This is a genomic window from Corynebacterium sp. TAE3-ERU2 (assembly GCF_019209955.1).
GTDB classification, from domain to species: Bacteria; Actinomycetota; Actinomycetes; order Mycobacteriales; family Mycobacteriaceae; genus Corynebacterium; species Corynebacterium megadyptis.
Window position 1 is genome coordinate 303971 of the sequence record NZ_JAHUTL010000002.1, and the last position, 22705, is coordinate 326675.

Annotated in this window: 23 protein-coding genes and 1 riboswitch; of the genes, 12 read left to right on the forward strand and 11 right to left on the reverse strand. The window is 62.1% G+C overall.

What is annotated here, in order from left to right; all coding sequences use genetic code 11:
• Positions 1-6 precede the first annotated feature (6 nt).
• From fucP to pth (KRX12_RS04240), 4 genes are all read left to right on the forward strand, one after another.
• A complete protein-coding gene (gene fucP, locus KRX12_RS04225; RefSeq protein WP_255549018.1) occupies positions 7-1353 on the forward strand; it encodes an L-fucose:H+ symporter permease in 1347 nt (448 codons plus the stop codon).
• Positions 1354-1419: 66 nt separating this feature from the next.
• Positions 1420-1848: an RbsD/FucU family protein gene (locus KRX12_RS04230; RefSeq protein WP_218363559.1), complete on the forward strand. Its 429-nt coding sequence runs from the start codon at positions 1420-1422 to the stop codon at positions 1846-1848.
• Positions 1849-1947: 99 nt separating this feature from the next.
• Positions 1948-2943, forward strand: coding sequence for a LacI family DNA-binding transcriptional regulator (locus KRX12_RS04235; RefSeq protein ID WP_255549078.1), 996 nt, complete (start codon positions 1948-1950; stop codon positions 2941-2943).
• Positions 2944-3009: 66 nt separating this feature from the next.
• Positions 3010-3552 carry an aminoacyl-tRNA hydrolase gene (gene pth, locus KRX12_RS04240; protein ID WP_218363561.1) on the forward strand — a complete coding sequence of 181 codons (543 nt, stop codon included), beginning with the start codon at positions 3010-3012 and terminating at the stop codon, positions 3550-3552.
• On the opposite strand, the gene KRX12_RS04245 is transcribed toward pth (KRX12_RS04240), so the two are convergent.
• Both KRX12_RS04245 and KRX12_RS04250 read right to left on the reverse strand, forming a co-directional pair.
• Entirely contained in the window at positions 3549-5045 is a 1497-nt protein-coding gene (locus KRX12_RS04245) for an FtsX-like permease family protein (RefSeq protein ID WP_218365838.1), read from the reverse strand. The two genes, pth (KRX12_RS04240) and KRX12_RS04245, sit on opposite strands and share 4 nt — an antisense overlap.
• Positions 5042-5788, reverse strand: a complete 747-nt coding sequence (locus tag KRX12_RS04250; protein WP_218365839.1) for an ABC transporter ATP-binding protein — start codon at positions 5786-5788, stop codon at positions 5042-5044. Before KRX12_RS04250 ends, KRX12_RS04245 begins: the two co-directional genes overlap by 4 nt.
• Before the next feature lie 130 nt (positions 5789-5918).
• Between KRX12_RS04250 and KRX12_RS04255 the strand changes: the two genes are divergently transcribed.
• From KRX12_RS04255 to KRX12_RS04270, 4 genes are all read left to right on the forward strand, one after another.
• Positions 5919-6683 carry a sensor histidine kinase gene (locus KRX12_RS04255; RefSeq protein WP_218365840.1) on the forward strand — a complete coding sequence of 255 codons (765 nt, stop codon included), beginning with the start codon at positions 5919-5921 and terminating at the stop codon, positions 6681-6683.
• On the forward strand, positions 6680-7333 hold the full coding sequence (locus tag KRX12_RS04260) for a response regulator transcription factor (RefSeq protein WP_218363565.1): 654 nt from the start codon (positions 6680-6682) through the stop codon (positions 7331-7333). The genes KRX12_RS04255 and KRX12_RS04260 overlap by 4 nt, the downstream gene beginning before the upstream one ends.
• 22 nt (positions 7334-7355) lie before the next feature.
• The gene (tpx, locus tag KRX12_RS04265; RefSeq protein WP_151530087.1) at positions 7356-7856 is read left to right on the forward strand and encodes a thiol peroxidase; all 501 of its coding nucleotides are present in this window, start codon (positions 7356-7358) and stop codon (positions 7854-7856) included.
• A gap of 312 nt (positions 7857-8168) precedes the next feature.
• On the forward strand, positions 8169-9650 hold the full coding sequence (locus tag KRX12_RS04270; RefSeq protein WP_218365841.1) for a sodium/glutamate symporter: 1482 nt from the start codon (positions 8169-8171) through the stop codon (positions 9648-9650).
• A 101-nt stretch (positions 9651-9751) separates the two neighbouring features.
• Here KRX12_RS04270 and KRX12_RS04275 read toward each other — a convergent pair whose 3' ends face one another.
• From KRX12_RS04275 to KRX12_RS04285, 3 genes are all read right to left on the reverse strand, one after another.
• Entirely contained in the window at positions 9752-11206 is a 1455-nt protein-coding gene (locus KRX12_RS04275) for a glyceraldehyde-3-phosphate dehydrogenase (protein ID WP_218365842.1), read from the reverse strand.
• A 187-nt stretch (positions 11207-11393) separates the two neighbouring features.
• On the reverse strand, positions 11394-11573 hold the full coding sequence (locus KRX12_RS04280) for a hypothetical protein (protein ID WP_151530084.1): 180 nt from the start codon (positions 11571-11573) through the stop codon (positions 11394-11396).
• Positions 11574-11725: 152 nt separating this feature from the next.
• On the reverse strand, positions 11726-12727 hold the full coding sequence (locus KRX12_RS04285; protein ID WP_218365843.1) for a nitronate monooxygenase: 1002 nt from the start codon (positions 12725-12727) through the stop codon (positions 11726-11728).
• A gap of 31 nt (positions 12728-12758) precedes the next feature.
• On the opposite strand from KRX12_RS04285, the gene pth (KRX12_RS04290) reads away from it, so the two are divergent.
• Positions 12759-13424, forward strand: coding sequence for an aminoacyl-tRNA hydrolase (pth, locus tag KRX12_RS04290; protein ID WP_370625539.1), 666 nt, complete (start codon positions 12759-12761; stop codon positions 13422-13424).
• Between the two features lie 17 nt (positions 13425-13441).
• Here pth (KRX12_RS04290) and KRX12_RS04295 read toward each other — a convergent pair whose 3' ends face one another.
• On the reverse strand, positions 13442-14392 hold the full coding sequence (locus KRX12_RS04295; RefSeq protein WP_218365845.1) for a Sir2 family NAD-dependent protein deacetylase: 951 nt from the start codon (positions 14390-14392) through the stop codon (positions 13442-13444).
• On the opposite strand from KRX12_RS04295, the gene KRX12_RS04300 reads away from it, so the two are divergent.
• Positions 14391-16025, forward strand: a complete 1635-nt coding sequence (locus tag KRX12_RS04300) for a peptide chain release factor 3 (protein ID WP_151548919.1) — start codon at positions 14391-14393, stop codon at positions 16023-16025. The genes KRX12_RS04295 and KRX12_RS04300 overlap by 2 nt on opposite strands.
• Positions 16026-16333: 308 nt before the next feature.
• On the opposite strand, the gene KRX12_RS04305 is transcribed toward KRX12_RS04300, so the two are convergent.
• Entirely contained in the window at positions 16334-16948 is a 615-nt protein-coding gene (locus tag KRX12_RS04305) for a DUF4282 domain-containing protein (protein ID WP_218365846.1), read from the reverse strand.
• Positions 16949-17190: 242 nt separating this feature from the next.
• Between KRX12_RS04305 and KRX12_RS04310 the strand changes: the two genes are divergently transcribed.
• Positions 17191-18273, forward strand: a complete 1083-nt coding sequence (locus KRX12_RS04310; protein ID WP_218365847.1) for a hypothetical protein — start codon at positions 17191-17193, stop codon at positions 18271-18273.
• Positions 18274-18309: 36 nt separating this feature from the next.
• A riboswitch (FMN riboswitch) is annotated at positions 18310-18435 on the forward strand.
• A 149-nt stretch (positions 18436-18584) separates the two neighbouring features.
• The gene (gene pnuC, locus KRX12_RS04315; RefSeq protein WP_218363573.1) at positions 18585-19292 is read left to right on the forward strand and encodes a nicotinamide riboside transporter PnuC; all 708 of its coding nucleotides are present in this window, start codon (positions 18585-18587) and stop codon (positions 19290-19292) included.
• A 199-nt stretch (positions 19293-19491) separates the two neighbouring features.
• Here pnuC and KRX12_RS04320 read toward each other — a convergent pair whose 3' ends face one another.
• The 4 genes from KRX12_RS04320 to KRX12_RS04335 all read right to left on the reverse strand — a co-directional run bounded on the left by KRX12_RS04320 (position 19492) and on the right by KRX12_RS04335 (position 22683).
• The gene (locus KRX12_RS04320; protein ID WP_218365848.1) at positions 19492-19797 is read right to left on the reverse strand and encodes a hypothetical protein; all 306 of its coding nucleotides are present in this window, start codon (positions 19795-19797) and stop codon (positions 19492-19494) included.
• A 271-nt stretch (positions 19798-20068) separates the two neighbouring features.
• Positions 20069-21157, reverse strand: a complete 1089-nt coding sequence (locus tag KRX12_RS04325) for a 3-hydroxyisobutyryl-CoA hydrolase (RefSeq protein ID WP_218365849.1) — start codon at positions 21155-21157, stop codon at positions 20069-20071.
• A gap of 181 nt (positions 21158-21338) precedes the next feature.
• Entirely contained in the window at positions 21339-22250 is a 912-nt protein-coding gene (gene ppk2, locus KRX12_RS04330) for a polyphosphate kinase 2 (protein ID WP_218365850.1), read from the reverse strand.
• A 106-nt stretch (positions 22251-22356) separates the two neighbouring features.
• Entirely contained in the window at positions 22357-22683 is a 327-nt protein-coding gene (locus KRX12_RS04335) for a putative quinol monooxygenase (RefSeq protein WP_151530073.1), read from the reverse strand.
• Positions 22684-22705 lie beyond the last annotated feature (22 nt).

The window sequence follows — 22705 nt, forward strand, 5'->3', positions numbered from 1 at the left end:
AAGATCATGACTGACACTTCCGTTAGCAGTCCACAAACAACACCCCCGAAGAAGGAACGGAAAAAGTACCTGAACGATGGAATGCTCGTTCCTTTCATCCTTCTGGTGTCCTGCTTCGCAGCCTGGGGCATGTCCACCGACATGACCGCGCCTCTCGTCAAGGTATTTGGTTCGGTCTTCTCGATGTCGACGTTCCAATCCTCGCTCGTGCAGTTCTCCTACTACGGGGCCTACTTCCTGCTCGCCATTCCGGCGGCCTACATTAACTCCAAGTTGGGCTATAAGGGTGGCGTATGTATCGGCCTCTTCCTCGCTGCTGCCGGCGCCTTTGCGTTCTACCCCGCGAGCCTGAGCATGACCTTCGTGGCCTTCATCGGGGCCCTGTTCTCCCTCGCCGCCGGCCTGTCTATCCTCGAGACCTCTGCTAACCCGTTTGTTATCGCCATGGGTCCGGAAGAGACCTCAACGCGGCGCCTGAACTTCGCCCAATCCTTCAACCCCATCGGTTCTAACCTGGGTGTGCTGGTTGCGGCCATCATGATCCTGCCCAATATTCACGAGCACACGGCAGAAGAACGAGCATCGCTGCCCCAAGAGGAACTCACCTCTATGGTCTCGGGCGAGCTCAAGGCCGTGATGATTCCCTTCGTGGGCCTCGCCATCCTGTACTTGGTGCTCGGCATTGCCATCGCGCTGGTCAAGATTCCTGATCGCTCTCGAAGCGCCGGAGACGACGCAGTCGCGCTTCCGGTACCGAGCTCGGGCCGCCTGGGCCGGTTGATCAGCAATCGCCGCTACTCCTTCGGTGTGGTTGCCCAGTTCTTCAACATTGGCGCCCAAACCTGTATCTGGACCTACGTCATCCACTACGCCACCAATGTCGTCGGCAAGACCAACGCCGAGTCGGGAATCTGGCTCCAGGTCTCCCTGATCTGCTTCCTCGTTGCCCGCTTCGTCATGACCGCCCTGATGGGCATCATCGACGCCCGCCGACTCTTGATCATCATGTGCTCCTTGGGTGTCGTGCTCACCTTGGTCGGTATTCTCACCGGGAACATCATCGGTTTGATCGCTATCGCTTCTCTCTCCGCCTGTATCTCCTTGCTATTCCCCACTATCTATGGCCAGGCACTCACCGGACTCGGAGAAGACACAAAATTCGGTTCGGCTGGACTTGTTATGGCCATCGTCGGTGGCGCTATTCTTCCTCCGGTACAAGGCCTGCTCGTCGATACTATCGGCACCGCCCACTCGTTCATTGTTGTTCTCGTCTGCTTCATTGTGGTGCTGTCCTACGGAGTATTTACTCTCCGCTTCAAGAACCCTGGCGAAACCGCGCCGGCTGCCGCATAGGAGGCTGAATACATAATCACTCTCACGCCCCCTCATCGTCACCTCTTTTCACACTAAGGAGAACACATGCTCCGCAATATCCCGGAGAAGATTTCACCGGAACTCCTCTACACTCTGGCCCGCATGGGACATGGCGATCGCATCGTCATCGGAGATGGAAATTTCCCAGGCTACACCCTCAATTCCACGGTCATCCACGCAGATGGTCACACCGTGGCTGGCATGATGGACGCAATCCTCAAGCTCATGCCCTTGGATCCCTATAATCCGTGGCAGATCGGTCTCATGGAAACTGTGGGAGACGATCCAGAGCCTCCCGTATGGAGCGAATTCGCAGAGATCGCCGAACGCAGCTATCCGGGCCATACCGTGAAGCACTTTGAGCGATTCGAGTTCTATGAGCAAGTAAAGAAGTGTTTCGCAGTTGTTGCGACCACGGACACCGCTCTCTACGGAAATATTATTCTCACGAAAGGAATTGTCATTCCAGAATAGATTCACGTATTTCGACAGACTGTATGGCGCCTAGGCCACCCGCATTCTCGGGTGTCCTGGGCGTCATGTACACTTACCGGCGTGCGTAAAAAGGCAGTTATGCAGGATGTGGCACAGTTAGCGGGGGTATCCACGCAAACTGTGTCTCGAGTGGTAAATAACCATTCTTCCGTGCGACCAGCCACCCGTGAACGCGTCTATGCCGCGATGCGCGAGCTCGACTACCGGCCCAACGCAGCGGCCCAAATGCTTGCCTCCGGCTCCTCCCGCTCCATTGGTGTCCTTTCTGTGGGCACGATGTCTCATGGCTTGATCACCCTCTTTGCCGAGCTGCAGGCCCATGCCAAACACCGGGGATGGCATGTGCTCACCTCCTCCTCGGCCAATGCCGACTTCGCGGAGGCGCAATCCGCCCTTGACTATTTGCGCTCCCGGCAAGTGCTGGCGACGGTCATCCTCTTCCAGCATCGCAGCCTTCTGCCGCTCTTCGAGCATTGGACGGGCGCGCCCGGGGTGATGATCAGCTCCGTCGACCACGGCATTGAGGGCATGTCCACCATCGGCATCGACCAAGTCTCCGGCCTCCACTCCGCCTTGGACCATTTGTGGGACCAAGGAATAACCGATACGGCCATGATTACCGGCGATCGGGAATATATCGACGCCCGGGAACGTATGGTCATCTACCAGCGCTATAGCCGTTTGAAGAAGCACTCCTTCTCGCTTTTTGGCGGCAGGGGCTGGGGTGCCTGCGATGGCTATGCTGCCGCGCAGGAGATCCTCAACGTTGGCCTCCCCGAGGCCGTCATCGGCGGCAATGACAAAATCGCGGTCGGCTGCGCCCGCGCCTTCGCCGAGCACGGCTTCACCGCGGGCAAGGATTATAAGCTCATCGGGATTGACGATGATGAAGTCAGTTCCTACCTGACCCCTCCCCTGTCCTCTATTCGCCAGGACTTCGCCGAACTCGCTGGTGTGGTCATTGATGAACTCGCTGGGTTGATGGAGGGCAAGCCCCACCGCAAGCTCCTGCTGCCCTCCCATTTCATTCCCCGCGCCTCATCGCTGCCGGAGGATGCGCCCGAGCTCGGCTAGAGCCCACAGCAGCTGATCCTAGGCCCGGAAACCGCGGCGGTAGCGCTGCTACTAGGGTGAGGAACCATGGACAGTTTTATCGTGGTTGGGCTGGGAAACTCCGGCTCAAAATACGCCGAGACCCGCCACAATATCGGCTTCATGGTGGCCGATGAGTTGGCGGGCCGCGGGATGGCGTCGTCACGCTTTAGCGTGCATAAAAAATCCGGCACGCAGATCGCGGAGCTGCGCCTGGGCCAGCAGCGGCTCATCGTGGCCAAGCCACTGTGTGCGATGAACCTCAGTGGTCGGCCGGTGCAGGCCTTGGCGCGTTTCTTCTCGCTACCCCCGAGCAAGATCCTGGTGGTGCACGACGATATGGAGCTCGATTTTGGCCAGGTCGCGCACAAGATGGGCGGTGGCATGGCCGGCCATAATGGGCTGCGCTCGATCGCCCAAGCGCTGGGAACTCAGGACTTTCCGCGCATTCGGGTGGGCATCGGGCGCCCGCCGGGTTCCCAGGCACCGGCGAGCTTTGTGCTCAAGCCCTTCAGTACCCGTGAGCGCCGCGAGCTGCCCTTTGTGTGCAGCGATGCAGCCGATCTGATCGAGCAGAGCGTCACTGGCTAGTCGGCGCGGCGCACCCGTTTCGCCCCGGCGAGCACTCGCGAACGCACCGGCAGAGTCACACTCAGTGCCACCACCATCACCACCGCACCGGCAACGACAATAGCGATCCATGAGGCGGGGTGTTCGAAAACGGTGGGATCGGTGTCAGTGAATTCCTGATAGCTGGAATAGGGCAAAAAGAGGATGCGGCCGAAGATGAAGGTCATCACACAGGTTCCCACGAGGGGGCCGAGCATCTCGAGCCACGAGACAGCCAGGCCGACGCGATTGGGCACGCCCATCTTGTGCAGCGCCAGGGTTTGGGGCGCGCGTTCGAACTCAGCGGAGCATTGATTCATCATCGCGGAAATACCGGCCAGAATGAAGGTGAAGGAGATGGTGAATATCACGCCGGTGGTGATGTCCCTGTCAAACTCAGCAAACATCTGCGTGACTGCGTCTTGGATATTAGGGTCGCTGGGATTCTGAAAGGGTGCGGAGGCAAGAACCGCCACGATGAGCGAGACGGCTGCCACTCCGGAGACGCGTCGCCAGGCTTTTACCGGTTCCAGCGCTATCCGGCGGGCCGGCCAGCTGACCAGCAGCCACGGGGCTCGGGCTAGCAGCCGCGATGCCAGCTGCATCACCAGCGGCATCACCAGATCCACGCTGAGCAGGAACACCACAATCACCGCCACAGATTTGGCGTATTGGGCCGGACCAGAACTCAGCCGCGGTGCGGGCGTGAGCAGGAACAATCCGATGGCGGCAATAAGCACGGCGATCCGCCAAAAGCGCAGGGCCCGCGGTGCGGAACGGCGCGATACTCCCAAGGGGGAAATATTGATCCGCACCAAACTCCACCAGGCCGAGAGCGTGACAAAACCTAGCAGCGCAATATCGAGCAGTGCATAAAGCCACAACGGCGCCAGGATTTCTTCATAGCGCACCGTGTCTCCTTGAAAGGACAGGCGCTGAAAGAATGGCAGCAGAAGCAATGTTCCGCCCGTGCCCAGCACCACACCCACCGCGGCCTGCACGAGGGTGTCGATTAGCCCCATGCGATTGACTTCCGCGCGGGAGAGCCCGAGCAGGCGGAAGCAGGCCAGTCGGCGTTCCCGCATCCGGGCCCCCAGCAGGGTGGCTGAGCTGGTAAGCGAGAGCACGGGGAAGATCAGCAGGGCGCAGGCGAAACCGGCCAGGAATACATAAAACCCGAGGAGCGTCGACATCGTGGGATCCGCAGCGATGGCTTGGACCGCGAGTTCGCGCGGGTGCTGTTCGCGGTAGACAAACATCCACGTGCCGGAGGCCACGATCATCACGATTGCGGTCACCGCGGTAAACGCTGCGATCGACAAGAGCGTCAAGAGCCCTGAGCCATCGCGCCGGCTCATGCGCGCAGAAAATACCTGGTAGGCAATCGAGCGCAGATTCGCCGCGCCACGATACACCCGCTGCGGCTGTGGGGCGCTGGTGGGCGCCGTGGAGGAGTCTGTGGTGGGGTTCATCATTGCCCCTCCCCGGTGCTGCGTCGCATAGCCGCGTGGGCGGTGGCGGTGCGGGTACGGGAGCCATCGATGGGCCGGTCCGTGTGTACCCGCCCATCGCGGATCTCGATGAGCCGGTCGCACCACTGCGCCACGTTGCTGTCGTGGGTCACCGTGAGCAGGGTGGAGCCGCTGCGCTCGACTAAAGCGGTGAGTAGCTGCATCACCTCATGTCCGGTGGCTTGGTCGAGGGCGCCGGTGGGCTCATCGGCGAAGATGATCGTCGGTTCGCCGGCGATGGCGCGGGCTACGGCCACGCGCTGGGCCTGGCCGCCGGAGATATTACCGGGCAGCTTGCCGCCATGGCCGCTCATGCCCAGCTTCGCAAGCAGTTCATCGGCCTGGCGCAGCGCCGCGCGACGCGAGCTGCCGCGCAACTGTAGCGGCATGGCCACGTTTTCGCGGCTGCTGAGCTCAGGGATGAGCTGGCCGTCCTGGAATACGAAGCCGAAATCGTGCAGCCGGATGCGCGAACGCTCGGTGTCGCTGATGGTGGTGATATCACGCTGGTTGTAGATCACCGATCCCGCATCCGGCACCAGCACCCCGGCGAGACAGTTCAGCAGTGTCGATTTACCGGAGCCGGAGGGGCCCATGACGGCCACTGCCTCGCCGGCGCCGATCTCGAGGGAGATATCGTGGAGGACATGTTCCGCGCCGAAGCTCTTTGAGAGGTTCTGCGCGCTGAGTAGTGAGTGTGTTGTCATATCTCTCATTCAAGGCTCTACGCTGGTCTTTCCCAATAACCTAGAGGCTAGTTTTCCACGTAGTCCTAGCACTACCCCCGCCGCCGCCAGCACGGCGATGGCGGCCGGCGGCCCTTTTAGAATGGGAGCCATGGCAGGTTTGTTTTCTCGATTCCGCATCCGGGTCGCTGGGCCTCGACGCGAGCGCAATGAGGAGATCCGCGAGCTCATTGATTCTCGTCGCACCATCGTGGATGCCTATGAGGTGGAGCGGCGGCGCATTGAGCGGGACCTGCACGATGGTGCCCAGCAGTCCTTCGTCGCGGCGGCGATGGCGCTAGGCGAGGCCGAGCTGGATCCCGCAGTGGAGAATAATCCGCAGCTGCGTGCTCTTTTAGAGCAGGCCCACCGCAATCTTGATGAGGGGCTGGCGGCCTTGCGGAGTACGGTGCGCGGGATTCATCCGCACATGCTCAGCGACGCCGGCTTGGTGGCCGCGGTGGAGGAGCTGCTGCAATCGATGGCGCTGCGTTCCTCGCTGACCTGCCCGCATCCACTTCCCACCCTGCCGGAGGGGGTATTGGCCTGCGGGTATTTCTTTGTGTCTGAGGCGTTGAGCAATATCGGCAAATACGCCCCCGAGGCGCGGGTGGATGTGTTGCTCACGGTCGATTCCGGGCTGCGGATCTCGGTGCTCGATACCGGCCCGGGTGGCGCCCATATCGTCGCCGGTGGTGGCCTGCACGGTATCAAAGAACGTTTGGCGGCATTCGGGGGCACGATGGAGGTGAACTCGCCGCCGGGCGGGCCCACCCAGGTGGTGGCGGATGTGCCGCTGCTGCTGCATCGCGGGGAGTCCGGCATCGTGCTCGGCACCCTCAGCTCTACAGCGGAGAGAAAGGATCGCTCGCTATGAATATTGTCTTGGCCGATGATTCCGGCCTGCTGCGCGAATCCTTGGCAGCCATGCTGGAACGCCAGGGCTTTCATGTGCTGGCGCAGTGCTCCTCTGCCGAGGAGATCATGCCGCTTATCGACGCCCACTCCGCGGAGATCAGCCTATTGGTCACGGATGTCCGCATGCCGCCGTCGATGAGCGATGACGGCCTGCACGCGGCCGTGGCGGTGCGGCAGCGCTACCCCGAGCTGGGCATCGTGGTCTGTTCCCAGTATGTGGCGCCGGCCTATGCCCGCACCGTGCTGGAGATGGCCGGTGGTGTGGCCGGCACCGGCTATGTGCTGAAGGATTCGGTGGGGCATGTCGCTGATTTCATCCGGACGCTACGCACGGTGGCCGCCGGTGGCATGGTGATTGATCCGCAGGTAGCCCAGGCCATGGTGCATTCCCAGCAGGGCATGAGTGATCTCACCGCCCGGGAAAGTGAGGTGCTGGCGCTGATGGCTCAGGGGTTATCCAATCCGGAGATCGCGAGCCGTCTCGTGGTCTCAGGCGCGGCGGTGGCGAAACATATTGCCGCGATTTTTCAGAAGCTGGGGCTCTCCCCCGAGGAGGACAACCGCCGCGTCAAAGCGGTGCTGCGTTATCTCTCGGACGTCGGTGTCTAAGGTATTCGGGTACAAAGGAGACATGACTCTTCATACCGCTTTTAAAGGAAACCCCGTCACCGTCTCCGGCGAGCTGCCCGAGGTGGGCTCGCGTCTCGGCGAGTTTTCGCTGACGAATGACTCGCTCGAGACTGTCACCAATGCTGATTTCGCTGGGCGCCGCGTGGTGCTCAACATTTTCCCCTCGGTAGATACCGGCGTCTGCGCCGCTTCCGTGCGCCAGTTCAATGAGCTCGCCGCGGGGCTGGACAACACCGTGGTGGTCAATGTCTCCCGCGATCTTCCCTTCGCCTTGGCTCGCTTCTGCGGTGCCGAAGGCTTGGAGAACGTGCAGGTGGCCTCGGACTTCCGCCGTGGCTTCGGCGATAACCTCGGCCTGGTGCAAACCGATGGCCCGCTGGCCCAGCTGCTGGCTCGCGCCGTGATCGTCGTAGATGGCGAGGGCACCGTGCTGCACTCCCAGCTGGTAGAGGAGATCGCCACCGAACCAGACTATGAGGCTGCTCTCGCGGCGCTGCGCTAAGCACGCTTTCGGGGCAGTGCCCGCTTCTACCCGCCTTATTCCAGCCTCTCGTGCGTGGATGAGGCGGGTTTGTGTGTGCCCGGCTTCGCCGAGCACGGGATCACACTAGCCACGGTGTTCACCGATAGCGGCGCCGCCGCGGGCTGGAAAGCATGCACCACCTTGCAGGGACAACACCCCTGCATTCTCGGGGCCGTATCAGCTGTTCTATTTATTCCGCACAGCACAGGCTAATGTACTTCATAACTTCCCTGTTGTGTGCGGTGCGCCACATGTGCATCCCGGAAAATAGAAAAGGAGATCTCCTAAGCCATGACCCCCAACTCCGTTGGCTTTGCGCTCGTCGTGCTCTTAGTCGTGCTCTTCGTGGGCAAGGTCGTGCGTATGCGCGTTCGGTGGACGCAGAACCTCTTCCTGCCCAGCTCTATCATTGCTGGCACCCTCGCCCTGCTTCTCGGTCCCGAGGTGCTGGGCACGATCGCCAGCTGGTTTGGCGAGAATACCGCCACAGAGTATCTGCAGGCTGGTGGCCTCTTTGGCGAGGACATGCTCAGCGTATGGAAGACCCTGCCGGGGCTGTTGATCTCTGTCGTCTTCGCCACCCTCTTCTTGGGCCAAAAGCTGCCCAAGCCCAAAGAGGTCTATCACTTGGCCGGCCCGCAGCTCTCGGTGGGCGTGGCCTTCGCCTCCGGCCAGTATGTGGTGGGCATGCTGCTCGCCATGCTGGTGCTGGCTCCCCTGTTTGGGATGTCCCCCATGGCTGGTGCGCTCATCGAAATCGGCTTTGAGGGCGGACACGGCACCGCCGCCGGCATGATCGACGTCTTCCACGAGGTGGGCTTCCCCGAGGGCGGCGATCTCGCCGTGGCCGTGGCCACCGTGGGCCTGGTGGGCGGCATCGTGATCGGCGTGGGTGTGATCAACTGGGCTATCCGCACCGGCCGCACCACCATCGTCACCGAGGTCAAAGACCGCTCTCTCGAAGAGCAGCGTGGCCTCTTCCGCCGCGATGAGCAATACACCGCCGCGATGATGACCTCTCGCCCCTCCTCCATCGAGCCGATGTCGCTGCACGCCGCATTCATTGGGCTGTCCATCCTCATCGGTATCTGCATCCTCGAGTTCTTGCAGTGGGTGGAGCAGATGCTGTGGGCAGATAAGGTCGAGCTGCTGCGCTATGTGCCGCTCTTCCCGATCGCCATGATCGGCGGCATCATCGTGCAGATCCTGCTGAATAAGACCGGCTATGACTACCTGGTGGATTCCAATATGATGCTGCGCCTGCAGGGCCTGGCGCTGGATATGCTCATCGTGGCCGCACTCGCCACTATCTCCCTGCAGGCAATCGCCGATAACTTCTGGCCCTTTGTGCTGCTGTGCGTGGGCGGCATCATCATCAACGTCGTCATCTTGCTGTGGCTGGTGCCGCGCACCATCCCCTCCTACTGGCTCGAGCGCGGTATCGGCGACTTCGGCCAGTCCATGGGTGTCACCGCTACCGGCCTGATCCTCATGCGCATCGCCGACCCCGATGGCGAAAGCCCCGCCTTCGAGGCCTTCGGCTATAAGCAGCTGGTATTCGAGCCCTTCTTCGGCGGCGGCGTGATTACTGCGCTCGCTGTGCCGATCATCTACCAATTCGGCCCCGGCTGGATTCTGGGCCCCATGCTGGCGCTATTTATCGCCGCGGTGGCGTGGAGCTTGCTCTATTGGGCGAAGAAGAGCAAGGACCCGCACGCCGAGAAGCTGGTACAGCGCAAGCAAGAATCTGACTCTTCCCCCGAGCCGGTCTAAACCCCGTCGCCGGCTGGGCTGCAGAGCCCGCCGAGTCGGCGTCGACAAGCGCCACAACGCCCCACCCGAAACCGAGGGTGGGGCGTTGCTTTCTGCAGGTATTAGTCCAGCTCAGAGAGCGCGCGACGCGGCGGATAGACGCGCGGCCGAGTGCCGGCGATCTCCTCCACGATGCGGATCACCTGGTTGGAGTAGCCGAACTCGTTGTCGTACCACACATAGAGCACCAGGTGATTGCCGGTGGCGATGGTGGCCAGACCATCGACGATGCCGGCGTGGGTGGAGCCGATGAAGTCATTCGACACCACCTCAGGCGACTTGATGTAGTTGATCTGCTGGCGCAGCTCGGACTTCAGCGACACGGTGCGCAGGTAGTTATTCACCTCATCGGCGTCCACGTCCTTCTTCATAGTGAGGTTCAGCACCGCCATGGACACATCCGGGGTGGGCACGCGAATGGCATTGCCGGTGAGCTTGCCTTCGAGCTCCGGCAGGGCCTTCGCCACGGCCTTCGCCGCGCCGGTAGAGGTGAGCACCATGTTCAAGGTGGCGGCACGGCCGCGGCGCTCGCCCTTGTGGAAGTTATCGATCAGGTTTTGATCATTGGTGAAGGAGTGCACGGTTTCCACGTGACCGAACTCCACCCCATAGCGGTGATCGATGGCCTTGAGCACCGGGGTGATGGCATTGGTGGTGCAGGACGCGGCGGAGAGCACCTCGTCCGAGTCCTCGATATCGGTGTGGTTGATGCCGTAGACGATGTTTTTGATATCGCCCTTACCCGGGGCGGTGAGCAGCACCTTGGATGCACCCTTGGACTTGAGGTGCTGGGACAGCCCGGCGCGGTCACGCCACACACCGGTGTTGTCCACCACGATGGCGTCGTTGATGCCATAGGTGGTGTAGTCCACCTCTTCGGGGCTATTGGCGTAGATCATCTGGATGGGGGTGCCATTGGCCCAGATGATTTCCTTCTCCTCATCGATGGTGATCGATCCCTCGAAGGCGCCGTGGATGGAGTCGCGGCGCAGCAGCGAGGCGCGCTTGGCGATGTCATCCGCGCACTTCTTGCGCACCACCACAGCGCGCAGGCGGGTGCCCCGCCCCTGGGCCTCGCGGGCGACGAGGATGCGGGCCAATAGCCGACCAATACGGCCGAAGCCATAGAGCACCACATCGCGCTGCACATCGGTACCCTTATCACCGATCACATCGGCCAGCTGCTCCTCCAGGTAGGCACGCAGATCGCCACCATGCTTCTTGTGGCCGATGGCCAGCCGGGCAACGTCAATGGAGGCAGTGCCGAGATCCATCTCCAGCAAGGTCTGGAAGACAGGCAGGGTGTCTTCCAAGGGCAGCTCGCGCTCCACCACGCGGCGGGCATAGCGGTGCATCTTGATGATCTCGATGTCCGACGGATTCACCAGCAGACGGCCGAAGATTGAGGTGACCACATTCTTCTCGCGGTGTAGGCGGCCGATCAGTGGGATCATCTGCTCCGCGAGCTCGATACGCTTGCTCCAGTCGCTGGGGTTGGGGGTGTGGGCGTCGGTCATAGTGACGTTCTTATCCTCCGCTAGTGATGGGTGAATGGTTCAATGTCCACCTCAAACGGTAGCGAAGATGTGGTTTTCAGGGGGCCGTTTTCACCCCACTTTCTCACCTGTCGGGGGAGTTTTATGTCTGTTCTCCCCCATCCGGCCACGCGGATGTGAGCCACCCCCTACTCGGCTGTGATCCGCGCTACCACTTACGCGCTTTGGCGATCGCCTTCTTCAGCGCCTTATCGTCCAAATCCAAGGCATTGGCCTTGCGCAGCCGATGGCACACCACCGGACACGAGCAGCAGCGCTTCTTGGAACGGCAACACTTCTTCTTCGTCTTGCCCTTCTCCAAATTGCGGCGAACCTTCTCCAGCTTCATCCTTGCCCCTCCTTCGCGCTCATCGATGCTTATCGACGCCACCTCGCGCCGCGTCCCCGCGATCCACAGACAGCCGGCCTGATTACCGTAGCCTTAACTAGTGAAAGTGTAGCTGACCTAAGTGGCGTGGGGGCGGGAATCACCCAGCGTTCTTAGCGGCGGCTGGCGGCGGATGTCAGCTGCTGCACGATCTCGGCGGCAGGGGCCTCGAGGCAGTCGTTCACTCCTTCCCCAGCGAGGCAATAGGCCCAGGCTCGGCTCGCCTTCTGCCCCGCTGGGGCGGGAGCGAGATGCGGAAACACCGGCGGCATGGTGGCCGCAGCGTGTTCGTCCACCCCCGTGATCACCCCACGGGCCACTCGCCCAGTGAAGGCGCGCGTGGCAGCGGTGCGCAGCTGGCCCTCGCGCAGAATCGCACGATTGCTCTCGGAGGTGCCGGCTTCCTCGGCCAAGAGGAAGGCAGTGCCGCAGGACACCGCCACCACGCCCTCGAGTGCCAAGGCATTCGCCACAGCCTCTGGGGTACTCAGCCCGCCGGCGGCGATGAGCGGCAGCTCGCAGCCGGCCGCGACGGCGGCACAGAGCTCCGGCAGGCTCATGGTGGTGGGCTCATCCTCCTGCTTCCAGGTGCCGCGATGCCCGCCGGCGCTGGCTGCCTGCACGATCACCGCATCCGCTCCCACCAGCTGAGCCTGCCGGGCCTCATCGGGGCTGGTCACAGTCACCCACACCTCAATCCCGCGCTCCTGGGCCTGCTGCACCTCCGCGGCAGAAAAGCAGCCAAACATGGAGCTCACCACCAGCGGTCGCGCCTCGAGCACGGCCGCGAATTTCTCCTCCCAGCCGAAGCTATAGTCCACCTCAGATGTCCAACGGCTGCCCAGCGCGGCGGCGCACTGCTCGTGGGAGTGGGTCTCGAGGTAGCGCGGCCGCGGATGCGGGGCGAAAAGATTGACGCCCACATTCAGCCCGCCGGCAAGCTCCGCGGCAGTGGCCATATCCTGCCGCAAAACCTCCACACTGGCGCGCCCCGCCGCGAGGAAACCGAGGTGCCCGGTATTCCACAGCGCCGCCGCCAGCTGTGGGGTCGATGGCCCACCCGCCATAGGGGCGGCAATAAGTGTGATTGTCCGATCCTGCAGGAGATGACTCATAGCGGTTGAGCCTATGTGCAAGAATCGATGCGTGCACCGATTTGAAAACCTCAGCGACTCCCTCCGCTCCTTCTTCGCTCGCCTCGGCTCGCGGACTCCCACCCCCACCACGAGCCTGCCCGAGCGCATCGATTACCTGATTCTGGGACTGGGCAACCCCGGTAGTAACTATGAGGCCACTCGGCACAACGTGGGATACATGGCCATCGATGACATCTTGGCGCGCCGCGGCGATATCCTCACCCCGGTCGCCGGTACCCCCTTGAGCATCGCCGCCCTGGAGCATGAGGGTCGCAGCATTGTGCTGGCCCGCTCGCATACCTATATGAATAACTCGGGCGAGGCTATCGAGGCTCTCCACCGCCACCTCGAGCTGGATGCCGAGCACGTGATCGTGATCCACGATGAGCTGGATCTTCCCGCTGGGACGGTGAAAATCAAACGCGGCGGCAATGAAAACGGCCACAACGGGCTGAAATCGCTCAGCGCCGCGTTGGGCACGCGGGACTATGTGCGGGTGCGCATCGGCATCGGCCGCCCGCCGCAGAGCGAACCGGTCGCCATCCCCGTGTGGGTGCTCGGGCCTATCGATCCCTCCCCAGAGATGGAGCAGGCCATTGCTCGGGCCGCCGAGGGCGCCTGGCTAGCTGCTAGCGACTCGCTCAGCGCCGCGCAGAATACGACCAACCGGCGCTAGTCTCGATGCCTCGCAGCTCAGGCCAACCCAGTGGCGTCGATCACCGCATCGAAGGCCTGCCGCACGTCGCTGCGCCATAACACCGCAGCGCGGGTATCGGCCCGCCCGGGCCCGCCATTAATCACCACTACCGGCTTCCCGGCGCGCTGCGCCTCGATGGCGAAACGATAGCCGCTCATCACCGCCAGAGAGGAGCCAGCCACCAGCAGGAAATCGGCCTCCTCCACGAGGGCATGGGCCGCCGCCTTCCGCTTCGGATCCACCGGTTCGCCGAAGTAGATCACATGGGGTTTGAGCACCTGGGAACCGCAGTAGGGGCAGCCCACTAGGTGAAAACTCGCAACGATCTCCTCATCAAGGGCAACATCGCCATCGGGGTTCACCGCACCGCGCCTAGCCTCGGCTTTTTCAATGTAGCCGGGATTGGCGGCATGCAGGCGGGCGTCGATAAGCGATCGTGGCATGATTGCCCCGCAGCTCAAGCACTCGATGCGGGAGAGATCGCCGTGGAGTTCCACCAGGCTTGTGCTGCCGGCGGCGCGGTGGAGGCCATCAACGTTTTGGGTAATCACCCCAGTGATCAGCCCCGCAGCTTCTAGCTCCACCAGCTGATAGTGCACCGAGTTCGGCCGGGCTGCGGCCATGTGCCGCCACCCTACAAAGGCCCGCGCCCAGTAGCGGTGCAGGGCGGCGCGATCATAGCGAAACTCCTGATAGGTCATCGGCCGCGACCGGGCGAGCGAGCCCTGCGGCCCGCGATAATCCGGAATACCGGAGGGCGTGGACACCCCCGCACCGGTGAGCACAGCGGCGCGCCCGCCGGCGAAGAGCTCCGCGATCTGTGCCACCGCCTCCGCAGGCGGGGTGGGCGGAGCCGTCTCATCCACTACGCGCTGAATCGAACGCACCGCGGAGGCATGTGTGCGAGCGATTGATTCAGACACCGAGGCGTTAAGATGAAACACCATGAGCAGAGTAGTTGACGAGGCCTCGCGCCGCAGAACCTTCGCCGTGATCGCACACCCCGACGCCGGTAAATCCACCCTGACCGAGGCTTTGGCGCTGCACGCGCACATGATCGCCGAAGCCGGCGCGGTGCACGGCAAGGCCGGGCGTAAAGCCACCGTCTCCGACTGGATGGATATGGAAAAGGAGCGCGGTATCTCTGTCGCCAGCTCCGCTCTGCAATTCGAGTACGCGCCCGAAGGCCACCAGGGCGAGCCCTACATGATTAACCTGGTGGACACCCCCGGCCACGCCGACTTCTCTGAGGACACCTACCGCGTGCTCACCGCCGTGGATGCCGCGGTGATGCTTATCGACGGCGCCAAGGGCCTCGAGCCCCAAACCCTCAAGCTCTTCCGCGTGTGTAAGGCCCGCGGCCTGCCCATTGTGACCGTGGTGAACAAATGGGACCGCGTGGGCAAAGAGCCACTGGAATTGATGGATGAGATCGTTTCCGAGATCGGGCTGCAGCCTACCCCGCTGTTCTGGCCGGTGGGTGCAGCCGGTGATTTCCGGGGCCTGGCCCGCATCAACTCCGATGGCGAGGCGGAGGAATATATTCACTTCCTGCGCACCGCCGGCGGCTCCACCATTGCCCCCGAGGAGCACTACAGCCCCGAAGAAGCCGCCGCCAAAGAAGAGATGGCGTGGGAAACCGCCGCCGAGGAAGTCGAACTCATGGCCGCCGATGGCGCGGTGCATGACCCCGAGCTGTTCCTCGAGTGCACCACCTCCCCCACTATTTTCGCCTCGGCGATGCTCAACTTCGGTGTGCACCAGATCCTCGATGCCCTCTGCGCTCTGGCGCCGCAGCCCGCGCCCCGTTCCGCGGACCCGGCCGTGGTGGCCGCCGCAACCTCTGCCATCGACGATCACCGCGATCTGGACAGCGACTTCGCCGGCGTGGTCTTTAAGGTGCAGGCCGGCATGGATCGCAAGCACCGCGATACCCTCGCCTTCATGCGTGTGGTCTCCGGCGAGTTCGACCGCGGCATGCAAGTAACCCACGCCCAGTCCGGGCGCAGCTTCTCCACCAAGTACGCGCTCACCGTCTTCGGCCGCACCCGCGACACCGTGGACACCGCCTATCCCGGCGATATTGTCGGCCTCGTCAACGCCGGCTCGCTCGCCCCGGGTGACACCATCTACGCCGGCCGGAAAGTGCAATTCCCGCCCATGCCGCAGTTCGCCCCCGAGCACTTCCGCACCCTGCGGGCGAAAACCCTGGGCAAGTACAAGCAGTTCCGTAAAGCGCTGGAACAGCTGGACTCCGAGGGCGTGGTGCAGATCCTGAAAAACGAGGCCCGCGGCGACGCCGCCCCCATTATGGCTGCTGTCGGCCCCATGCAGTTCGAAGTGATGCAGGCCCGCATGGATGTGGAATACAACGTGGAAACCATCACCGAGCCGGTCCCCTACTCGGTGGCGCGACGCACCACCGCCGCCACCGCGCCCGAGCTGAATAAGCAGCGCGGCGTGGAGATCTTCACCCGCACCGACGGCGAACTCATCGCGCTCTTTGGCGACAAGTGGCGCCTGAGCTTCATTGAGAAAGAACACCCCGAGTTCGAGCTCTTCCCGCTGGTGGCGGACTAGCTCGACACCGAGGCTAGGGTGCAGGGGTGCTAGTGAGCCTTGCTCTCGTGCTTACCATCGCACCACTGCTCCGGCGGCACCGTCGCCTTTACTTGGGCGATATGCTCACCACACCCAGCCCACGTGGTCTTATGGCAGGTGGGACACGGCACAGGACGGCACATAGCAGTACTCCTTGATTCTCGGTAGAACTCTTTCTACCTGCGATAATACCCCTTGGCGGCGAGGTAAAAGACAAAGATGGGGGCCGCTGCCTGATGGCAACGGCCCCCTTCTAGTCACAGCGCCCGCGTGCGGGAGGTGCTGTTTTAGCGCCCCACGGTGGCTTCGCGCAGCGCAGAGGTGTTCTGAGCAGTGCGCACCAAGGCGATGTTCATCTCCAGCGCCAGGCGAACGCCCACGATTTGCAGCAGCGCCGGAATCCAGCCGAAGAGCAGAGCGATGATAGCGAAGAAAGTCGCCATGGCGCCCACTTCCGAGTCGCCGACATCCGAGGCCACGAACAGCCAGATAAACACCCAGAACACATAGCCCAGAAGCGCCAGCACGATATTGACCAAGTGGATGGCCTTGGCAAACTTGATGGTGATGAAGCTCGAAAAGCTGAAATCAAACAGCGCCTGCAGGAAGTTCTTCGACTCCGCGCCTACGGCGTTGAGCTGAGGAAAGCCAGCGGAGTCTGAACCAGCCACCGGCCCCTGCTGGGTGGCGTTGGACTGCTGGTTCCCAGCACTGGGGTAGAACGGGGCCGCACCCTGCTGGTTGGACTGCTGGTTAGCCTGCGGGGTGGTGTACTGGGTATAAGGCTGGTCACTCTGCGGGGTGGCCTGCTGGTTGGTGTTCTCCGCCGAGAACGCGCCCGGATTATCCTCGCCCTGGTTGTGCTCGCCCTGGTTGTCCTTGGGCGAATACTGGTCGTTCATGGATAGATGATCCCCTCTGATTCTCAGATCGAATGAATGCCTGCGCCGCGAATGCGCCGGTCATGGCGTCTATATACGAGCGGTTAGGCTAACGAACATACACTGCGGGGTCAATCATTTCCCCGCCGCCTTCGCCCTCACAAGGGGGGCTGCGTTTCTGCTACCACGGCGGTGGTGGCAGGTGCGGGGTGGCGTCGATAAGCATCCCGCTCAGCGGCGGAAGCTAGGTAGAATGCGAGCTTGTGACTATCCCCGCACCACGCAGCATTGCTGAACTCCGCGCCGACGGCTACTTTCATCAAGCCTGTCTCGACGCCGCCTTCCTTCCCACCCTATCCACGGCGATGGCGGTGGAGGCCGGCGATACCGACGGCGAGAACGTGCAGATCCGGCTCAGTTTCTCTGGGCACCGCCCCACTGAGCTCACCGGTCAGCGCCTCGCCAGGATCCTGCCCACTGGGGTGTGGCAGTGGCTGCACCCGCGTATCGCAGAGGCGGCCGAGGAGTTCGCCATCCCTGAACTCGAGCACGAATGGGTGGCGCCCCGGCCACCAGAGCTGGATCTTGAGACCGCAACACGGCTGCTTGCAGACGATGCGGGCGACGCTGCTGAGGCCGACGATGCCACTCCGCGCGCCTATCGCAGCCTCGCCACCGCGGAAGAACTCGCGGCCGCGATACGCACCCTCTTTTGCAATGACCCCGTACTCTTTTTGCCCACCGCCGATGGCGCCACCATCATGGCCACTGTTCCCGCTGCCGCTGCCGCAGATTGTCACCGCACCCTCTTTCACGCCGGCGCCTTCATGCCGGCCTCACCGGATATGGATCGCAGTATCGATGGGCTGGCTCGGCTATTCGAATGCGAGTATCGACCCTGCGGCGCGGGCCGCTATGAGCTGCGGGTGGCTGGGCAGATCGTGGGGGTGAGCACCCGCGAGTCCATCGTCGTTGACTATGGCCACGGCATGAGCTTTGCCCAGGTGCTGCGCGACGCCCAACAGGTGCCAGCCAGCTACCCGCCCGCCACCGATCCCGCCGTGACTGCCCATCCGGCGATCGTCCAGATGGCACACACCAACGGCATCCCCGCGCTGCTGCGCATCGAGGGCGCCCAGTCCGCGACTCTGACTGCGGATATCCACCGCGCCCGGCGATGTGTGCTCTATCGCAGCGGGGCGATGCCGCCGCCGCCGACGGTACCACCTGGGATGCCACCGCAGGGCTCGGTGTCGCAGGGCTCGGCGCCGCAGGCTCCGCAGAACCCCGCGGGTGCTCCTCGCGGCGATGGCACTACCCCCGTGTCCCAACCTCCATCGACCTAGTTTCTGTGCCCGCCCGCGCTCACGCGCTATAGTGAGAGGCGTTCTCAGGGCGGGGCGTAATTCCCCACCGGTGGTGATAGTCCACGAGCCGCAGCTTCGGCTGTAGCAGACTCGGTGAAACTCCGGGACCGACGGTAATAGTCCGGATGGAAGAGAACCTAGGCGCTGAGCGCGCCGCGCTAGGCGAGACTGCCACCCTGCTGTGGCCTGTAGTCTCGGGGGCGCGGTGGCTGCGATGCTGACCTATGTTGTGTTTCACCTGAGGATTTGTTTTCTGCTCAACCGAAACATGAAAGCGTGTAGGTCAGCGAATGAATCCTATAGTCGAGCTTCTTGATGCCACCGTCATCATCGGTGGTGCTCCTATTCTGTGGCGCGAAATCATCGGCAATGCTTTTGGCATTGGCTCCGCCATTTTTGGTTTGAAAAGGCGCGTATGGGCGTGGCCGGTGGGCATCATCGGCAATATTTTGCTCTTCACCGTCTTCCTCGGCGGCGTGTTCCACACACCGCAAAATCTTGATCTCTATGGCCAAGCGGCCCGCCAAGTGATGTTCTTGGTGGTCAGCGCCTATGGCTGGTACGGCTGGCAGCGCAACCTGAACAAGCGGGATCGCTCCTCCGATCAAGCCGCCGTGGAGCCACACTGGGCCACACCGCGGCAACGCCTCGCCATCCTCACCTTCATGGTGATCAGCACCGTCGTCTGCGCCCAGATTTTCTCCGCGCTTGGCTCGTGGGGGCCGTGGGCGGATGCGTGGATCTTCTCCGGCTCGCTTCTGGCAACCTTTGGCATGGCCAAGGGCTGGATCGAGTTTTGGCTGCTGTGGCTCAGCGTGGACATCGTCGGCGTACCGCTGCTGCTCGCCGCCGGCTACTACCCCTCGGCCGTGCTCTACCTCGCCTATGGCGGGTTCGTGGCGTGGGGATTCGTGGAATGGTCCCGTATGGAGCGTCGTCGCCGCAACCAAACCAGCGCGGCGTCCACCGAGGCAGAACTCAGCCACAGCGCAGCCTAACAGGAAACTGTTGGCGCCATTCGCGGCATGTGAGGGGTGCTTAACGCACAGTTAAGGCTAAGAGGAAGTCACCATCAACCGTAGAGAGTGATGGTCAGGTATCGGCAAGCAAAAATTGAGGAATCCGATGCTCCGTGGAGGAGTGGTCAGCGGACGCAGAAAATGAGCGTGACGTGCCTAGTGCGCCGAGCGACGACTCTTAATAGAGAAATTCGCCGCAGCTGGCGCACACTTGCTCCCCTTCTTCGTATATCATTCCACAGCAATAGGCTGGGGAGCTGTAGTTCCAAGCGTCAAGCTCGACGTAGCAATCTTTACAGATGTCACTCAGATAGGACGGGTCGCCTTCAGACAAAGTAATGTCGACCCCGATGAGGTCGTCGCTCTCTGTTCCGCAGTAATCACACGTTGTAACTTCGCTCTCGACAACTAACTCTTCTTCAGTTTCGCTATCGCTGTTCTTTCCGAATATCCGGCTAAAGAAACCCATGGCTTGTCCGTTCATGAAGCAAGGCTGTTTTGTTTACCTTAACATGCCTCTAGGGACTCCGGCGGGTTCTTCATGGACCTTCTCCTCATGGGGACAAGATTGAAACCGGCGGTTACATGTCGCTTCTGTAGTGCCTATCAGCTGGCCAGTATCCACTCACGTCTTAGGTTCGGGGAAGCCGCAGCCGGTGGCGGCCAGCCGCGGCCAAAGGCGGCCCGGCGCATAGGACAACGCAGCCGGCCAGGCTCATGCGCACTCGGTCGGCTGCGTTGTTCTTCTGTAGCGGCTACTTCACGGCAGCGCGGTATTTCTCCACATCCACCTCGGCGGTCGTGGCCGGATCGAAGACGGCATCGCGGCCCTTATCCACCAGTACGGCACGCACGCCCTCGACAAAGTTCTTGTCCTCGCGCAGCACCTTGCCCACGGCGAACTCATTGGCCAGTGCCGCCTGCACATTCTCCACGCGCTCATTGGCATCCATCAGCTCCATGGTGGCCACCAAAGACGCGGGGTTGGCTTGGGCCAGGTGGCCGCGGACGAGGTCTTGGAACTCCTCGCTGGGGCACTCCTGCAGCTTCGTTACTACCTCTTCCCACGAGGCAGCATCAAAGACCGTCTCGATATGCTCCATGAGCTCGGCCAGCTGGGATTCGCCCGCAAGCGGCTCGGCGAAGCTATCGATCACCGCGTTCATGCCGTCGGCGTCCGCGGCCGATTCCAGCGCCTCGCGGAGCTGCTCGAACTTCTCCGAGGGCACATAGTCGGTGGCGAGACCCGACCACATCATGTCCTGCGGGCTCAGCCGCCAGGTAGTGAGCACGAGGAACTTGGCGAGCGGGAAGGAATGGGAGCCGGTGGCGTTGACCATGCGCTGGAAGGCGTAGGTGACGCCCACATCGGGGCAGAAACCGATCGCCATCTCCGGCATGGAGGCCCAAGAGCGCTCCGAAACCACGCGCCGGCTGCCGTGCACCGAGACGCCCAGGCCGCCGCCCATGACAATGCCATCAATGAGGGCGATATAGGGCTTGGGGAAGTCCACCACCGCCGCGTTCATGGCGTACTCGACGTCTAAGAAGCGATCCCCCACCTCGGGCTGGCCGGCGAGGATAGCCTCGCGGATCACCCGCACATCACCACCGGCACAGAAGGCCTTGGGGTTATTGGAGTAGATCACTACTCCGGACACGGCGTCATCCTCGCGCCACTCGTCGAGGGCGTCGTGAATGATCTGACACATCTCGGTGTCGAGGGAGTTGAGGCTCTTCGGGCGGTTGAGCTCTAAGAAGCCGACCGAGCCACGAACCTCTGCGATTACTGTTTTCTCTGCTGCGGCACCCTGGGTGCCTGTAGTGGAATTTTCTGTAGTCATATACACAGTGTGTCACAAAATGCCAAATGATGTGGCGGCGAACACTCATCTTAGTCTATGGCCACAGCGTCCATAGCTGCGGGTTCTTCTCTCCCGCGGGTGTGTCGCGCAGGATGCAGAAAAACGCGCACCCTCCCCACTGGTGCGGGGAGAATGCGCGTGAGACTGCGGCGGGTGGGCGCTATTTCTTGTCTTTCTTGGACTTCTTCGACTTCTTCGACTTCTTGCTCTTCTTGTCCTTCTTCGAGCCGCCCTCGACCTTGCGCTTTTCCAGCTGCGCGGCCACATCCGGCACATAGCGGAAATCGGAGCGCGGCGGCCGGTCGTAGTTGGTTTCCGATTCTGGGCGCTCGGGGATCTCCGGCAGCTCGCGGTCGATCTTCTCATAGGGAATCGTGGACAGCAGATGGCTGATCACGTTGATGCGGGAGCGCTTCTTATCCTCGGATTCCACGGTGTACCACGGCGCGGAGGGGATGTCGGTGTGGATGAACATCTCATCCTTGGCGCGGGAGTAGTCCTCCCAGCGGGTGATGGACTGCAGATCCATCGGCGAGAGCTTCCAGCGGCGCAGCGGATCATTGCGACGCGAGCGGAAGCGCTTCACCTGCTCCTCATCAGAAACGGAGAACCAGTACTTGCGCAGCATGATCCCGTCTTCCACCAGCAACCGCTCGAAGATGGGGGCCTGGTGCAGGAAGCGACGGTACTCAGCGGAGGTGCAAAAGCCCATCACGCGTTCCACGCCGGCGCGGTTGTACCACGAACGGTCAAAGATCACGATCTCACCGGCGGTGGGCAGGCGCTCAATATAGCGCTGGAAGTACCACTGGCCCTGCTCGCGGGAGTTCGGCGCGGGCAATGCCTCGATGCGGCAGGTACGCGGGTTGAGGTACTGGGTGATGCGCTTGATCGCGGAGCCCTTGCCGGCGGCATCGCGGCCTTCCATGACGATCACCACGCGGGCACCGGTTTCCACCACCCACTGTTGCATGTCTACCAGTTCGGCTTGGAGGTGCTTCAGCTCTGCCTCATAGGCCTTTTTCGATAGCTTCGGCGGGTCAGTGAAATCCTGTGTGTCCTTCTTGCTCATGCTCACCAGAGTACCTGAAGAATCGCTGAAAAAATCACCCTATTCAGCATTAAGGGGCCAGTCCACGCTGTGTGTCCTGGCCCCGTATGCCGATACGGTTCGGCTATTACTCCTCCACGGAGAATTCAGCCATCTTATCCCACTCGGTTTTGCCCTCGATGAGGGTGTTGATGATCTCCGGGGTCTTCACCAGCAGGCGCGGCATATCCACGCAGGCCTTCTGGAAGTGATCGGAGTTGACGTGCGGCTCCGCGGCATCGTCCTTGAAGCCCTCGATGAGGATATAGCTGTTCGGTTCGTCGGTGGAGCGGTACCACTCAAAGAAGAGATTGCCCTCCTCGGCGCGGGTGGCCTCGGTGAACTCGGCGACTTCCTGGCGGAAGGTCTCCACGTACTCGTCCTTGACGGTGAATTTCACATTGATCAAGATCATGGCCCCAGCCTACGAAAAAACC